The organism is Streptomyces sp. CCM_MD2014, from assembly GCF_000772045.1.
Lineage (GTDB): Bacteria > Actinomycetota > Actinomycetes > Streptomycetales > Streptomycetaceae > Streptomyces > Streptomyces salinarius.
This window is the reverse complement of sequence record NZ_CP009754.1, coordinates 7681623-7697040: the sequence shown is the minus strand read 5'-3', so window position 1 is coordinate 7697040 and position 15418 is coordinate 7681623. Positions and strand designations below refer to the sequence as shown.

Below are 15418 nucleotides of genomic sequence, written 5' to 3'. Positions count from 1 at the left end.
GCCGGGCGGCCCGTGGCCGGCTACGGCTGGGTGACGGTGAACGTCGTGTCGCCGTAGGAGTGCTGGCGACCGCGGACCTCGTAGGTCGCGGTCGTCCGCACGTCGCCCGCGGTGGCGTTCGCGGGGACCGTGACGGGGATCTTCATGTCGGCGCCCTGGCCGGGGTCGAGCGCGGGCACGTCGACCGCCGGGGCGCTCCAGCCGTCCGGCAGGTCGAGCCAGACCCGGCCGGCGGGGAGCCGGACGTCGTTCTGGCTGACGACGCGGACGGTGACGCTGGTGGTCCGTCCCGCGGGCAGGGAGGCGGGCGGGGTGACGGTGACCGGCGCGCAGACCCCGCCGAGCCACTGGAGGTCGAAGGAGGAGTAGGTGATGTGGTCGACGTTGCCCCGCTCCCACAGCAGGCCCATGCCCGGGTTGGGTCCCGTGCCGTCGCCGAGCGGGGTGAGGGTCGAGTAGGCGGCGGCGCCGGACTCGACGGTCTTGCGCACCGGCCAGGTCTGTCCGTTGTCGCAGGACAGGCGGACGGTGAGGTTGCTGCGGCTGTCGGTCGTCGCGGTGTTGCTGAACACGAGCCACGAGGCGCGGGGGTGCGAGGCGTCCACGTCCGGCGCGAAGCGGGTGACGGAGCCGTTGTTGGCCGGGTCCGGCAGCTCGGTGTCCTGCTGGAAGGGGGTGTAGGTGACGCCGCCGTCGGTGGAGTAGGCGACCGTGCGGTACGGCTTGGAGCGGTTGTTGAGCATGATGCGGCCGTCGGACAGCTCGACGGTCTTGTTCTCGTCTCCGCCGGGGCCGACGGGGGTGCCCATCCTCCAGGTGGCGCCGTGGTCGTCGCTGTAGGCGCTCACCGCGTAGTTGGCGCCGTCCTTGCGGATGGCGTACTGCTGGACGAGCCGGCCCTTGTACCTGCCGTGGCGCAGCTGGATGCCCTCGCCGGAGGAGGCGAACATGCCGGCCCAGGAGGGGTCCTTGATGTCGGCGGTGATCCGCTCGTGCTTCCAGGTGAGCCCGTCGTCGTCGGAGTAGCTGTAGTCGGCCTGGAGGACGTTGGGGTCGCTCTCGTCGTTTCCGGTGGCCGAGCCGAAGAAGCCCTGGTTCACGGAGGCCGCGTAGAAGAGGAAGATGCGGCCGGTCTCGCGGTCGACGAGGAGGCTGGGGTCGCCGTAGCCCTTGGGGGCGGCGTCCTTGCGGACGACCTGCTGGGCCTGCCAGGTGGTGCCGCCGTCGGTGCTGCGCCTGAGGACGACGCCGATGTTGCTCGGCAGGTCGCCGAGGGTGGGGCGCGCGTCGTAGGCGGCGATGAGGGTGCCCTTGGTGGTCCGGGTCAGGGCGGGGATGCGGTAGTAGGGGGAGCCGGTGCCGGCGGTGGCGAGGTCCTGCGAGGTGAGGGTTCCGGCGGCCGCGGCGGCCTTGCGGGGGGAGTCGGCGCCGTGGGCGGCGGGGACGGTGGCGCCCAGGACGGCCAGGGCGGCGGTGCCGACGGCCAGAGTGACTCTTCGCTGCATGAACAGGCCTCTTCTCGGGTGAGGGGTCAGGCGAGTTGGGGGTCGTGCAGGACGGAGACGGTGGTGGGGGTCTGGGGGCGGGGTGCGGTGAGCAGTTCGCGCACCCAGTCGAGTTGGACGCGGCGGTGGTGGCCACCGCCGCCTTCGTGGCCGTTGAACTCGTAGACGCGCAGGTCCTTGGGGCCGCCGTAGCGGTGGAAGGCCGCGAAGCTCGTCGAGGGCGGGCAGATCTCGTCCATCATCGCGATGGAGAAGAGCGAGGGGGCGGTGGCGCGCGCGGCCAGCAGGGCGGCGTCGACGTAGGACAGGGTGGCGAAGACGGTCGCGGTGCGCTCGCGGTGCAGGCGCAGGTACTCGGCTATCTCGGTGTAGGGCGGCCGGGCCGCGATCGTGGCACCGCGCCGGATGTCGCAGAGGAAGGGGACGTCGGGCATCACCCCGGCCAGGCCCGGGACCAGCCCGGCCACCGCGAGGGCGATGCCGCCGCCCTGGCTGACGCCGGTCACGACGACCCGGTCCGGGTCCACGGCCGGGTGCGCGCGGGCGGCGTCGACGAAGCGCACGGCGTCCGTGAACACCCTGCGGTAGTAGTGGTCGTGGGGGCTCTCGACGCCGCGGGTGAGGAAGCCGGGAACGGTGCCGTTCAGGGCGGCGGTGTCGGGGGTGTCGCCGCCCGCGGTGGACCAGCCCTGGCCGCGGGTGTCCATGACGAGGTGCGCGTGGCCGGCGTTGGCCCAGAGCACCTGCTCGTGCGGCAGACCGCGGCCGCGGCCGTAGCCGAGGAACTCCACCACGCAGCCGAGCGGCCCGCTCGCCCGGGCGGGCAGGTGCAGCCAGCCGCGGACGGGCTCGCCGGCGAAGCCGGGCACCGTGACGTCGTAGGTGGACACCTCCGTCAGGCCGGTGTCCACCGGCGTGAAGCCGGGCACGTCGCCGGCCTGACGGGCTTCGCGGAGGGTCTGCTCCCAGAAGGCGTCGAGGTCGGCGGGTTCTTCGAGGTCGGGCCGCAGTGCCAGGCACTGGGCGAGGGTGAGGTCCGTCAGTGGCATGGAGGGGCCCCGGTGGGTGAGGCGTGCGCGCGGCGCAGCGCAAAGGAACGGGCGGGCCGGCGGTGCCGGATCCGGGTGCGGAGCGATCGCTCCCGATCAGCAGACGTCTGATGTCTGCTGATCGAGGACACTAGAGATCCCCGCGACGACCGTCAAGTGCCCCCGCTCCCCGGCCGTGCGGCGGACCCGGCCGGCGCCGGGCATGAAGAAGGCGCCCCCGGCGGGGGGCGCCCTGTCGTCCGCACGAGCCGGTCAGCGCCGGGCGCGGGCCTCTTCGATCCGCCGGCGCACCGGCGCGTAGTGCTCGGCGAGGGCCGCCGCGAACTCGGCCGGGTCGCGCTCGCGCACGGCGTCCACGATGCGCTGGTGGTTGGCGATGGTGGCCGCCTCGTGCTCGCGCGTGAACACGTCGAGGTGCGGCGCGACGATGACGTAGACGTCCCAGAACGCCGCGGAAAGCTGGCCGATGAGGTCGTTGCCGAGCGGGGCGAGGAGCAGCGTGTGGAAGGCGCGGTCCGCCTCGACGAACCCGTGCCCCTCCCCCGCGCCGGCTCTGCGCATCTCGTCGACGTGGGCGTCGAGGCGGGCGATCTGCTCCTCGTCCAGGGAGGAGACCAGCCGTTCGGCCATGCCGCGCTCGAACAGCTCGCGCACCTCGATGAGGTCGCTCATGACCTGGAAGTCGTCGTCGGGGCTGAGCAGGCCGCGGAAGGTGAGGCTCTCCACCAGGGCGGACAGGCTCAGCCTGCCGACGTAGGTGCCGTGCCCGTGCCGCACCTCGACGATGTCGAGCGCGGTGAGGATCCTGATCGCCTCCCGCACGCTGGAGCGGCTCGCGCCGAGCGCCTCGCACAGGGCGGGCTCGGTCGGCAAGGGATCCCCCGGGCGCAGTTCGTTGCGCAGGATGTAGGCCTTGATGCCGTCCACGACCTCCTGCCGCAACGGTTGTCGTGCCGTCTTGGGCTCCGGCACCGTCTGCCGAATCGCCCTTTGCCCCACCGCCACCTCTTGACCCCTCTCACTTGCCCGGCTACGTTCCCACGTTATCAAGCATCAGACATCAGACGTCTGATGCACTGTCGGTGAGGCGCCGACCACACTCGCCTCCTCCACCTGCTCGACTCTCGTTCCCCGCCTGGAGGACTCCTTGCCCGCGCGCAGTGCAGCCGGCGTCGATCGCCGCACCTTCATGAGATACACCAGCGCCATCGGTGTGGCGACCGCGGTCACCACGGGCCTGACGGCCTGCGGGGGCCCGGCCTCCAGCGGTGACGGCACCGGTGGCTCGGGCAGTGGCGGCGACACCATCGAAGCAGGCATCTCCTACCCGCTCTCCACCGGCTTCGACCCGATGATCACCTCGGGCGCGACCCCGTACGCGGCCAACATGCACATCTTCGAGGGGCTGGTCGACCTCGACCCGGTCACGCTGGTGGCGCGGCCGACGCTGGCGACCGGGATGCCCGAGAAGATCAACGCGACGACCTACCGGGCCACCCTGCGCGAGGGGGCGACCTTCCACGACGGCTCGGCGGTCACCGCGGACGACGTGGTGTTCAGCTTCGAGCGCGTGCTGGACGAGGCGAACGCCTCGCTGATGGCGCAGTTCGTCCCGTTCATCGACCGGGTCACGGCCGTCGACGGGTCGACGGTGGAGTTCAAGCTGAAGTACCCCTTCGCACTGTTCCCCTCCCGCATATCCGTGGTGCGGATCGTGCCGAAGAAGATCGCGGGCGCCGACGCCAAGTCCTTCGACGCCAGGCCGGTGGGCTCGGGCCCGTACAAGTTCGTCTCGGCGGTCCGCGAGGACAAGATCGTCATGGAGGCGTACGACAAGTACAACGGGCCCCACCCGGCCAAGGCGAAGAAGATGGTCTGGCGGCTGATGTCCGACCCGTCCGCGCGGGTCAGCGCGCTCAAGTCGGGCCGCGTGCAGGCCATCGAGGACGTGCCCTACATCGACGTCAAGGGCTTCACCGGCCAGGACAAGGTGGAGTCGGTCCAGTCCTTCGGGCTGCTCTTCCTGATGTTCAACTGCGCCGACCCGCGGTTCAAGGACAAGCGGGTGCGCCAGGCGCTGCACTACGCCCTGGACACCGAGAAGATCATCTCCACCGCGCTGCTGGGCAACGCCGAGGCGGCCTCCGGGTACGTCCCGGCCACCCACCCGGACTACCACAAGGCCGCCACGGTCTACGCGCACGACCCGGCCAAGGCCAGGAAACTGCTCGCCGAGGCGGGCGCGGGCAAGCTCTCCTTCACGCTGATGCTCACCGACAACGGCTGGGTCAAGGACATCGCGCCGCTGATCAAGGAGAGCTGGGCCGCGGTCGGCGTCGACGCCAAGCTGGACATCCAGCAGTCCGCCGCCCAGTACGCCGAGATCGACCAGGGCAACTTCGAGGCCCTGGCCGCGCCGGGCGACCCGTCCGTCTTCGGCAACGACGCGGACCTGCTGCTGCGCTGGTTCTACTACGGCTTCTGGCCGGAGAACCGTTACGGCTGGAAGGGCAGCGACGCCTACAAGCGGACCAGGTCGCTGCTCGACAAGGCCGCGGCCGAGGCCGACGACGCCAAGCGCAAGGAGCTGTGGGGCCAGGTGACCGACCTGGTCGCCGACGAGGCCGCCCTGTACCCGATCCTGCACCGCAAGCTGCCCACCGCCTGGCGGGAGGGAGCGCTGACCGGGTTCAAGCCGCTGCCCACCACCGGGCTGTCCTTCCTCGACGTCGGCCGGGGCTGAGCCCGCACGCCCACGCCGTCGGGCCGCCGCGCCGCCGCGGGCGGCGGCCCCCGCCCCAATCGCTAGGAACCTCACGATGGTTGCATTTCTCCGGCTCGCGCTGCGCCGCGTCGCGATGATGCCGGTGATGGTCCTCGGCATCGCGCTGCTGGTCTTCGTGGTCCTCCAGTTCTCGCCGACCGACCCCGCGTACAACGCGCTGGGCGAGTCGGCGAGTCCCGAGGCGCGAGCGGCGTTCGCCGAGGCCAACGGACTCGACGACCCCCTGCCCGTGCGCTACTTCGCCTTCCTGGGCGATCTGCTGCGGGGGGACCTGGGCGTCACGATGTCGCCCAGTCAGCCCGTCACCGACCGGATCGCCACCGCCTTCCCGCTCACGCTCCAGCTGACGCTGCTCGGCCTGGCGCTGGCCGTGGTGCTGGCGCTGGTCTTCGGTGTGCTCAGCGCCGTCTACCGGGACCGCTGGCCGGACCAGGTCTTCAGGGTCCTGTCGATGGCCGGCATCGCACTGCCCTCCTTCTGGATCGGTGTGCTGCTCATCCAGCAGTTCGCGCTGAACATGCCGCTCTTCCCGACCGGCGGCTACGTCAACCCGGCCGACTCGTTCTCCGGCTGGCTCGAGAGCATGACGCTGCCCGCGCTCTCCCTCGCCCTGCCGGTCGCCTCGTCGCTGGCCCGCCTCGTCCGCACCTCGATGGTCACCGAGCTCGACCGCGACTACGTGCGCACCGCCAGGGGCAGCGGCCTGCCGCCGTTCCTGATCATCCGGTCGGTGCTGCGCAACGCGCTGGTGACCCCACTGACCGTGCTCGGCGTCAAGGTCGGCTACATGCTCAGCGGTGCCGTCGTCATCGAGGCGATCTTCGACCTGCCCGGCATGGGCAAGCTGATCCTCGAGGGCGTCAACGGGGGCGACGTCGGACTGGTGCAGGGCACCGTGCTCACCATCGCGATCGCCTTCCTCGTGGTCAACGTCGTCGTCGACCTGCTCTACCTGCTCGTCAACCCGCGCATCAGGACGGTGTGATGTTCGCTCCACGCTCCCTCGCCGGGCACCTCGCCCGGCCCGGCACCCGCCTGCGCCGGCTGCCCCTGCCCTCCCGGGTCGCGCTCGGGATTCTCCTCGTGGTGGTGCTGGGCGCGGTCTTCGCGCCGCTGCTCACCCAGGACCCGCTCGCCACCGGCGTCCCGGCCCGGGCCCCCGGTGCGGACCACTGGTTCGGCACCGACCGGGCCGGCCGCGACGTGTTCGCCCGCGTCGTGCACGGTGCGCGCTACTCCCTGGTCATCGGCCTCGGCGCGACCCTGCTCGCGCTGGTCCTCGGCTCCGCCCTGGGTGCGCTGGCGGCCACCTCGCGCAAGCTCGCCGACGAGTCGGTGATGCGCACGCTCGACGTCGTCATGTCCTTCCCGCCGATCGCGCTGGCCGCCGTGCTCGTCGCGGTCTTCGGGCCCAGCGTCCCGGTCATCATCTTCACCATCGCCTTCGTCTACTCGCCTTCGCTGGCCCGCGTGGTGCGGGCGGGCGTACTGGAGCAGTACGGCGAGGACTACGTGGCCGCCGAGCGCGTCATCGGCGCCCGCCGCGGCCACATCGTGGCCCGGCACGTCGCCGTCAACTGCGCGGCGCCCGTGCTGGTGTTCGCGACGGTCATGGTGGCCGACTCCATCATCTTCGAGGCGAGCCTGTCCTTCATCGGCGCCGGGGTGCAGGACCCCGACCCGAGCTGGGGCAGCGTGCTGGCCTACGGCCGGCAGATCCTGCTGTCCGGCGGCTGGTGGGCGACCCTCTTCCCCGGTCTGTGCGTGCTGGTCACGGTGCTCGCGCTGAACGTGCTCTCCGAGGGCATGACCGACGCCGCCGCCTCCCCGGACAGGTCCCGCACCGGCGGCACCGACACCGACGACGGCGCCGCCGAGCCCGCGCCGGCGGCCGACGAGGCCGAGGTGGACGCCGCGCTCGCCGAACTGGCGGCCCGGCTGGAGGCCACGGAGCCCGCCGTGCGGCCGCTCGCCGAGGACGCGGCCGACCTGCTCGTCGTCCGCGACCTGTCCATCCGCTTCCCCGACCGCTACGGCGACACCCGCGTCGTCGACGGCATCTCCTTCACCGTCCGCGAGGGCGAGACCCTCGGCCTGGTCGGCGAGTCGGGCTGCGGCAAGTCCGTCACCAGCCTCGCGATCATGGGCCTGCTGGCCCGCAACGCCGCGGCCGAGGGCGAGATCCTCTACCGGGGCCGCGACCTGCTGAAGCTGACGCCGAAGGAGCGCCGGGCGCTGATGGGCCCGGAGATCGCCATGGTGTACCAGGACGCCATGTCGTCGCTGAACCCGTCCGTGCTGATCGGCACCCAGCTGAAGTGGCTCACTTCGCGCGGCGGCACCCGCACCCCCGCCGAGCTGCTGGAACTGGTCGGCCTCTCCCCCGAGCGCACCCTGCGCAGCTACCCGCACGAGCTGTCCGGCGGTCAGCGCCAGCGCGTCCTGATCGCGATGGCGCTCTCCCGCAGCCCGCGCCTGCTGATCGCCGACGAGCCGACCACCGCGCTCGACGTCACCGTGCAGGCGCAGGTCGTGGAGCTGCTGGTCCGGCTCCGCGACGAGCTGGGCTTCGCGATGGTCCTCGTCTCCCACGACCTGGCCCTGGTCGGCGACCTCGCCCACCGGGTCGCGGTCATGTACGCCGGGCAGGTGGCCGAGGCCGGTGACACCCGCGCGCTGCTGACCGATCCGGCGCACCACTACAGCCGGGGCCTGCTCGGTTCGGTCGTGTCGCTGGAGTCGGGTGCCGAGCGGCTGCACCAGATCCGCGGTGTGGTCCCGGCACCGAAGGCGTTCGGCGCCGGCTGCCGGTTCGCGTCCCGCTGCGCCGCCGCCACCGAGCTGTGCGCCACCGCCCCGCCGCCCGCCACCGACCGCGAGGCGGGCCTCGACCACCGCTTCGCCTGCCACCACCCGGCGTCGGCGCGCCGGCCGGCCGCCGCGAACGGCTCCGCGAAGTCGCTGGAGAGTGCCCGATGACCGCCACCGAGGACAGCACCATGGACCCACTCGTCCGGCTCGACCGCATCCACGTACGGCACCGGGCCCGCAGCGGCGGCATCCTGCGCCGGGACGCCGTGCACGCCCTCACCGACGCCTCCCTGGAGGTCAGGCGCGGCGAGATCCTGGGGCTCGTCGGAGAGTCGGGCTGCGGCAAGTCCACGCTGGCCCGCGTGGTCACCGGACTTCAGCGCCCCACCGAGGGACACGTCTACTTCCGGGGCCGGGACCTGTGGACGATGGGCGCCGCCGAGCGGCGTACCGGATTCGGGGCCTCGGTCGGCGTGGTCTTCCAGGACGCCTCCACCGCGCTGAACCCGAGGCTGCCCGTGCGCCGGATCCTGCGCGACCCGCTGGACGTGCACCAGCGCGGTACCCGGGCCGAGCGCGAGAGCCGGGTGGAGGAGCTCCTCGACCTGGTCGGGCTGCCCGGTCACACGCTGGACGCCCTGCCGGGCCAGCTCTCCGGCGGTCAGCGCCAGCGCGTGGCCATCGCCCGTGCGCTGGCCCTGGAGCCGGAGCTGATCGTCGCGGACGAGCCCACCAGCGCCCTGGACGTGTCGGTGCGCGCCCAGATCCTCAACCTGCTGGTGGACCTGCGCGCCCGGCTCGGCCTCGGCATGGTGTTCATCTCGCACGACGTCCAGACCGTGCGCTACCTCGCGGACCGCATCGCGGTGCTGTACCTGGGCCGCGTGGTCGAGCAGGGCGGGGCCGCCGAGGTCTCCGGCGCCTCCCGGCACCCCTACACCGAGGCGCTGCTCTCCGCGACGCCGAGCCTGCTGGAGCGCCCCGAGCGGATCGTGCTGCACGGCCCCGTGCCGTCGGCCACCAACCCGCCCTCCGGCTGTCCGTTCCGGACCCGCTGCTGGAAGGCGGACGACGCCTGCGCCACCGCCTTCCCGGCGGCGACGGAGGGACCCGGCGGACATCGGTGGTACTGCGTCCACCCCCAGGAGAGCAGGGTCCCCGGCGAGGTGGTGCGCGGAGGCTGACAGGTATCGGCCGGCCCGCGGCGGGGCATGCGTGTGAGGGCACTGCCCCGCCGGACGCCGTGCGGCACGGCGGCCGGCCGATACGAGAATGGTTCCATGAACGCACTGGTTCGGCGCTCGCCCTGGGTCGAGGTGCTGGTCTGGTGCGTGGCGGTGCTGAGCCTGACCGTCCTGGCCGCGGCGGCCGTCGTCCGCAGCACGGTGCTCGATCCCGAGTTCTACGACCAGGTACTGGAGGACGAACGGGCCTACCAGCGCTTCTACGACGAGGTGCTGGTGGACCCGGGCAGCACGCCGTTGACCAGCGACCTGCTGGAGCGGCTGCCCGTGCCGCAGTCGACCATCACCTCGAACCTCAAGGTGGTGATCCCGCCCGAGACGCTGCGGACCATGGGCGAGGGGCAGATCGCGGAAATGGTCCACTACCTGGAGGGCGACCGCGACCGGCTGAGGATCAGGGTCGATCTGGAGCCCGTCGTCGCCAACGTCGAACGGCTCAGCCAGGCGTACTTCGGTGACGCCGTCGCCGCTCTGCAGAAGCGGTCCGAGCCCGACTTCCAGGCCTTCGTGCAGCGCCTGTCCGAACTGGTGGCACGGGTGGTGGCCGGTGAGGCGCCGCTCGACGAGCTGCCGACGCTGCCCCTCTCCCACAGCCAGGCCGCCGCGGCCACGGACGCCCTGATGCGTCTGGTGCCGGACGGCGCGGCGCGCGACGGGGTCAGATCCACCGTCCTGGCGGCGCTGGACCGCGGCGACGTGGCCTCGGCCCTGGCCGCGATCGCGCCGGTCGCCCTCACCGACCAGGTCCGGGACGCCGCCGAGGAGCTGCTGGCGGAGGCCAGAGAGGGCACGTGGGTCGTCACCGTCGACGTCGAACCGGGCACCGAGGCGCTGGCCCCGCTGGACCGCGCCCGCACGGTCACCCGGCTCTTCCAGGACGTGGTGGAACCGGCGGCGGCCGTGCTGTGCGCCGCCGCGCTCACCCTGCTGTGGTTCCTGACCCCGTCGCCCGCCAAGCGGCGGCTCATTCCGCTGGGCTGGGTGCCGGCCGCCGCGGCCGCGCTGATGGCGCTCACGGTTCTCCTGCTGCGCCTCACGCTGGGCGACACACTGTTCGGCACCCCGGCGTCGTGGCCTCCGGCGGCCTCGGGTCTGGTCGCCGACGTCGAGGCCGCCGCGCTCGACCGCCTGCTGACCACCGCCGTCGTCGTCGCGGTGATCCTGCTCGCCGCGGGCGCCCTGCTGATCACCGTCGGCTGGGTCTGGCAGACCCGGCCGAGCGTACCGGTCCTCACCGATCCCCGGCACCTTCCGGCGCTGACCTTCACCGTCACCGCCGTCGCCCTCGTCGGGACGATGCTGGCGCCGGTGGCGATCACCGGTTCCTCCCCGCGCATCTGCCAGGGCAGCGCGAAGCTGTGCGACGCCCGCTACGACGAGATCGCCCAGCTCGCGTCGCACAACGCGATGGCGACGACGGCGGACCGGTTCATCGGTCCCCTGCAGGACCCGGACATCGTCGGTCAGCTGGGCGCCGGTTCCCGGGTCCTGCTCCTCGACACCCACCGCTGGGAGCGGCCCGAGGAGGTGGCGGAGCGGCTGGCCACCTCGGACTTCTCCCCCGCCGAGCGCCGCCGGCTGACCGCGATCCTGGAACGGGTGAACCCGCCCCACTCCGGCCTGTGGCTGTGCCACTCGGTGTGCGGCGCCGGCGCCCTCGAACTGGAGCCGACGCTGCGGCAGATCGGTGACTGGCTGCGCGACAACCCCACGGAGATCGTCACCCTGATCCTGCAGGACGGCGTGGACGCGGTGACGACCCAGGACGCCTTCGTCCGGGCCGGCCTGTCGGACCTGCTGTACGAGCCGAACCGCGATCCGGACCGTCCGTGGCCGAAGCTCGGCGACATGATCGACAGCGGCCGGCGGCTGGTCGTCTTCGCGGAGAAGGCGGACGGACCCGCACCCTGGTACCGGAACCTCTACCGGTACGCCATGGAGACGCCCTTCGCCTTCCGCAGCCCGGACGAGATGTCCTGCCTGCCCAACCGGGGCGGCTCGGACAAGCGGCTGTTCCTGCTCAACCACTTCGTCACGGCGGGCGGCGGGCTGCGCCTCGACGCCGGGGTCGTCAACTCCCGGCAGCGGGTGCTGGAGCGGGCGCGCACCTGTGAACGCCAGCGCGGCAGGCCGGTCAACTTCATCGCGGTGGACTACGCGACGATCGGCGACGCGCTCGGCGCGGTGAACGAACTCAACGCCGAGCGCCTGGAGGACGACGGCCCCCGTGTTCCCGTCGAGCGCTCGCCGGGCCGGCTGGAGGGCGTGGCGGAAGCCCGGCGGCGCGGTGGTGCTCCGCGCCGCCGGGCGGTCTCCTGCTGACCGGCTACGGCCGGCCGGCTCCTACCGGTTGATCTTGAACTGGGAGCCCGGCTCGATCCGTATGTCCTCCTCCGCCGAGTTGGTGATCGTGACGTCGGTCAGGGTGGCGCTGCCACGGGCGCCGCCCATCGCGAGGATGCCGGAGCCGTTGTTCGACTTGTCGATGCGGACGTTTTCGATCTTCACGTCCGGCATCGCCCCGCCTCCCGTCTTGAACTGGATGCCGTCGTAGGTCGAGTCGAGGATCTCGGTGTCCCGGATGGTCACACCGGGGATGTCCTGGCCCTGCGCGAAGAGGGTGATGGCGCCGAACTCCTGCGCCTCGCCCCAGAACGCGCCGCCCGTGCGGTGCAGGGCGTTGCCCGCGATGAGGGTCTGCCCGGAGAAGGGCAGCGGGTCGTGGTCGGTGGCGAGCATGATGCCGGGGTAGTTCATGGTGTCGGAGACGACGTTGTTCTCGACGGTGTTGCCGTAGCCGCCGTACACCGCGATGCCGTTGGCCCGCCACGGCAGCTGGATCGTGTTGTTGCGGAAGTGGTTGTCGTGGCCGATGTCCACGGACGTGTCCTTCACGTACTTGTTGGCCCAGACCGCGAGCGAGTCGTCGCCGGTGGTGCGGAAGGAGGAGTTGTACACGGACGAGTTGCGGGTGCCGTTGGAGAAGTTGATGCCGTCCGCGTAGGTGTCGCGGATGCGCATGCCGGTGAACTCCAGGCCGTCGGCGGGGCCCCACAGCTCGGGGATGTTCGAGTAGTCGCGGCCGACCCAGACGCCGACGTTGGCGTGCTCGATCCACACGTTGCTGATCTTGGTGTCCTTGCCGAAGCGGCCGTTGAGCCCGACGCCGCCCTCCGCGTTGCCGTCGCCGCCGCGGATGGTGCCCGAGCCGAAGATGGCGATGTCGGAGATCTTCGTGTTGCCGTCGATGTCGAAGCCGAAGTTGCCCTCGTGCGGGTGGTTGATGCCGCCGGCCTCGTGCGGCGGGGTCAGGGTGTAGAGCTGGGAGTGCCACATGCCGGCGCCGCGGATGGTGACGTTGCTGATGCCCACCTGGTTGTACTGGCCGCGGTTGAGCGGGTCGTCGGTGAGGATCTTCTGCTCCTGGCGCCACTGTCCGGCGGGGATCCAGACGCAGTCGATCCTGCCGTTCTGGTCGTCGGTGACGGCGCGCTGGATGGCGTCGGTGTCGTCGAGCCCGTCGCCGGGGACGGCCCCGTACTCGGTGATGGACGTGCACTCGGCGGGCTTGGTCTTGGCGGGCGCGACCTGCTCCAGGTCGATCAGGTCGATGACGTAGAAGGCGGCCGAGTCGCCCGCGTCGCGCTGGAGGCGGAACTCGGTGCCCTGCGGGAAGGTCCGGTCGAGCAGCGCGTGGGACTCGTCGAAGAGGCGCCGGGCGTCGCCGCCGGGCCGGTTGGTGAGCCCTTCGGGGTCGTCGGTGCTGCCGTAGAGCCAGCTGTGCTTGGACGACAGGGTGAGCTTCTGCACGAACTCGCCGTCGGCGTAGAGGCTGATGGTGGCCTCGGCACCGCCTCCGCCGGGAGCGTCGGGGATGGAGTTGCGCACCACGATGGAGTTGGTGGGTGTGGTGGAGGTGAACTCGACGTACTGGCCGGTCGAGTCGAGCCGGACGGACTTGCGGCCCGAGGACTCGGTGCCGAAGTTGGTGTGCCCGAAGGTCCGCTTGGCGTCGGTGGTGAGCAGGGTGCCTTCGTACCGGCCGTCCTCCGCCTCGTACTCGGTGTACGGCACGGCGGCGCCGCGTCCGACGACGAGGGACTTGGCGAACACGTTGTTGTTCTCGTTGGTCTCGGCGACCCGGGCGGTGGCATCGGCGGTGGCGGTGAGGGTGACCCCGCCGCTCGTCGCCTTCCAGGTGCCGTTGACCGGCACGTTCACCGTGGCGCCTGCCTCGACCCGTCCGGTGGTGCCGTCCAGGGTGGTGGAGCCGGCCTGGACCCGGGTCACCGAGCCCGCCTCGACGGCGCTGGTGCCGCCGTTGTGCACGGCGACGGTGAAGGAGACGTCGGCGCCGACCGCGGGGTTGGCCGGGTTGGTGGTGATGGAGCGCACCTCGAGGTCGGGTCCGGGCGCCCGGTCGACGACGAGGCGGTCGGTGGCGGCGCGGCTGTTGTTGGTGTCGTCCAGCTCGGCGACGGTGTCCCGCGGGTCGACGACCGCGGCGACCGCGTAGCTGCCGGCCGCGTGGGTGCCGGTGGAGACGGCGACCTCGGCGGACTCGCCGGGGTCGAGTGCGGGGACCGCGGCGCTGCCCGCCGCCCGGCCCTCCACGGTGACCTCGGTGGTGGTCGCGGCCGAGGCCGCGGTGCCGGCGTTGCGGACCGTGGCGTCGACGGTGACCTCGTCGCGCTCGCTCGGTGCGGCGGGCGACCAGTCGAGGCTCGTGACGGTGAGGTCGGGGGCGGGTGCCGCGGTGCCGAGGACCTGGAACTCGGCGACCTGGCCGCCGCCGGCGCCGGTGTTGGAGAAGAACCGGAGCCGTACGTCGGAGACCCGGCCGCTGACCGGGATGGTCACCGTGTTGTCCTGGCCGGGGCTGAAGGCGTAGTCGGCGCGGTCGCGCAGCGAGGTGAAGTCGCTCTCCCCCTGGGCCCGTCCGAACACCTGGATGCTCTGGGTGCGGGCGGACCAGACCGGGTCCGGATTGAGCGTGACGACGACGCCGCTGACGTCGGCGTCGGCGCCGAGCGCGACGGTGAGGTCGGCCGGGTTCCCCGCGGCCTCCCAGTACGTGGAGGTGGAGTCGTCGGTGGCGTTGGCGGCGACGTAGTTCTGGGTCGTCGAGGTGGCCTCGACCGGCTTGTTGCGGGCGAGGTTGGTGCCGGTGGGCGGCGGGCCGGTGTCGACGTCGTCGCCGTAGACCTCCAGTTCGGCCAGTTGCGCGGCGTTCCAGCCGGTGTTGCCGGTGATGTCGACGCGGACGTAGCGGGCCTCGGCGGGTGAGTCGAGGTCGATGGCGACGGTGCCCGCCTGCGCCGGACCGAACGCCCGTCCGTCCGAGGCGTCGAGGGTGCGGAAGGTGGTGCCGTCGGTGCTGCCCCGCAGGGAGAGCGTCTGGGTGCGGCTCTCCCAGCCCGCGGGCAGTTTGAGGACCACCCGGTCGAGGTCGCGGGCGGTGCCGAGATCGACCTGGAGCCACTCGGGGAAGGTGCCGGCCGGACCCTCCCAGTAGGTGGCCTGCTGTCCGTCGGTGGCGTTGCCGGCCGGGTAGGCGCCGTGCGAGCCGCCCGCCTTTGCCGGGCGGCCGAGGGCCAGATTGACGTCGGCGGCGGCCGTCACCGGCGCAGGCGCCGCCTGCGCGGTGGCGGCTAGGGGCAGTGGCAGCAGCCCGACCGTCATCAGCCCGGCGACGGCGGCGCCCGTGAGCGTCCGCCGGCCGAGGGATCTCCGTCTCATGGGGTCCTCTGTTCCGTGGGGAGTCGGGGAGGGCGCGACGGTCCGGCAGTTGGGGGGAAGCACCGACTCTGCGCGCCAATTGAGCAGGACAGTCGATTCTTTGCGGAAAGTGCGTCATCAGGTTTCTAGCGCGTCACCTGTTTGTCAACGGTCGCGGTTGAGGCCGAAGTTGGTACGCAAACTGCTTGCGTCGCTTGCGATGTCATTGCGTAGCACTTGAACAGGCAATCAGATCTACGAGCGGGCGGAGAGGGGCACGGAAAGCTCGCAACGCCCGCAAGTGAT

The 15418-nt window shown here is 72.0% G+C and carries 9 protein-coding genes; 5 read left to right on the top strand and 4 right to left on the bottom strand.

Annotation, left to right across the window (positions count from 1 at the left end; all coding sequences use genetic code 11):
* Positions 1 to 20 precede the first annotated feature (20 nt).
* The 3 genes from NI25_RS34355 to NI25_RS34345 all read right to left on the bottom strand — a co-directional run bounded on the left by NI25_RS34355 (position 21) and on the right by NI25_RS34345 (position 3559).
* Positions 21 to 1505 carry an exo-alpha-sialidase gene (locus NI25_RS34355; protein WP_061446199.1) on the bottom strand — a complete coding sequence of 495 codons (1485 nt, stop codon included), beginning with the start codon at positions 1503 to 1505 and terminating at the stop codon, positions 21 to 23.
* Between the two features lie 26 nt (positions 1506 to 1531).
* Positions 1532 to 2554, bottom strand: a complete 1023-nt coding sequence (locus NI25_RS34350) for an acetylxylan esterase (protein WP_061446198.1) — start codon at positions 2552 to 2554, stop codon at positions 1532 to 1534.
* A 252-nt stretch (positions 2555 to 2806) separates the two neighbouring features.
* Positions 2807 to 3559 carry a FadR/GntR family transcriptional regulator gene (locus NI25_RS34345; protein WP_061446197.1) on the bottom strand — a complete coding sequence of 251 codons (753 nt, stop codon included), beginning with the start codon at positions 3557 to 3559 and terminating at the stop codon, positions 2807 to 2809.
* 184 nt (positions 3560 to 3743) lie between these two features.
* Between NI25_RS34345 and NI25_RS34340 the strand changes: the two genes are divergently transcribed.
* From NI25_RS34340 to NI25_RS34320, 5 genes are all read left to right on the top strand, one after another.
* Positions 3744 to 5297 carry an ABC transporter substrate-binding protein gene (locus tag NI25_RS34340; RefSeq protein WP_061447219.1) on the top strand — a complete coding sequence of 518 codons (1554 nt, stop codon included), beginning with the start codon at positions 3744 to 3746 and terminating at the stop codon, positions 5295 to 5297.
* A 76-nt stretch (positions 5298 to 5373) separates the two neighbouring features.
* Complete coding sequence (locus tag NI25_RS34335) at positions 5374 to 6324, top strand: ABC transporter permease (protein WP_061446196.1); 951 nt, start codon at positions 5374 to 5376, stop codon at positions 6322 to 6324.
* Complete coding sequence (locus NI25_RS34330) at positions 6324 to 8318, top strand: dipeptide/oligopeptide/nickel ABC transporter permease/ATP-binding protein (RefSeq protein ID WP_061446195.1); 1995 nt, start codon at positions 6324 to 6326, stop codon at positions 8316 to 8318. Before NI25_RS34335 ends, NI25_RS34330 begins: the two co-directional genes overlap by 1 nt.
* Positions 8315 to 9334 (top strand): oligopeptide/dipeptide ABC transporter ATP-binding protein, encoded by a 1020-nt coding sequence (locus NI25_RS39845; protein ID WP_061446194.1) that lies wholly within the window; start codon positions 8315 to 8317, stop codon positions 9332 to 9334. Before NI25_RS34330 ends, NI25_RS39845 begins: the two co-directional genes overlap by 4 nt.
* Positions 9335 to 9430: 96 nt before the next feature.
* Positions 9431 to 11716: a PI-PLC domain-containing protein gene (locus tag NI25_RS34320; RefSeq protein WP_061446193.1), complete on the top strand. Its 2286-nt coding sequence runs from the start codon at positions 9431 to 9433 to the stop codon at positions 11714 to 11716.
* 21 nt (positions 11717 to 11737) lie between these two features.
* On the opposite strand, the gene NI25_RS34315 is transcribed toward NI25_RS34320, so the two are convergent.
* Entirely contained in the window at positions 11738 to 15133 is a 3396-nt protein-coding gene (locus NI25_RS34315; RefSeq protein WP_061446192.1) for a CARDB domain-containing protein, read from the bottom strand.
* Positions 15134 to 15418: the final 285 nt, after the last annotated feature.

What these genes read in the sequence shown, in the direction of transcription:
- NI25_RS34355 (WP_061446199.1), bottom strand. Translation starts at nt 1,505, where the DNA reads ATGCAGCGAAGAGTCACTCTGGCCGTCGGCACCGCCGCCCTGGCCGTC.
- NI25_RS34350 (WP_061446198.1), bottom strand. Translation starts at nt 2,554, where the DNA reads ATGCCACTGACGGACCTCACCCTCGCCCAGTGCCTGGCACTGCGGCCC.
- NI25_RS34340 (WP_061447219.1), top strand. Translation starts at nt 3,744, where the DNA reads ATGAGATACACCAGCGCCATCGGTGTGGCGACCGCGGTCACCACGGGC.
- NI25_RS34335 (WP_061446196.1), top strand. Translation starts at nt 5,374, where the DNA reads ATGGTTGCATTTCTCCGGCTCGCGCTGCGCCGCGTCGCGATGATGCCG.
- NI25_RS34330 (WP_061446195.1), top strand. Translation starts at nt 6,324, where the DNA reads ATGTTCGCTCCACGCTCCCTCGCCGGGCACCTCGCCCGGCCCGGCACC.
- NI25_RS39845 (WP_061446194.1), top strand. Translation starts at nt 8,315, where the DNA reads ATGACCGCCACCGAGGACAGCACCATGGACCCACTCGTCCGGCTCGAC.
- NI25_RS34320 (WP_061446193.1), top strand. Translation starts at nt 9,431, where the DNA reads ATGAACGCACTGGTTCGGCGCTCGCCCTGGGTCGAGGTGCTGGTCTGG.
- NI25_RS34315 (WP_061446192.1), bottom strand. Translation starts at nt 15,133, where the DNA reads ATGAGACGGAGATCCCTCGGCCGGCGGACGCTCACGGGCGCCGCCGTC.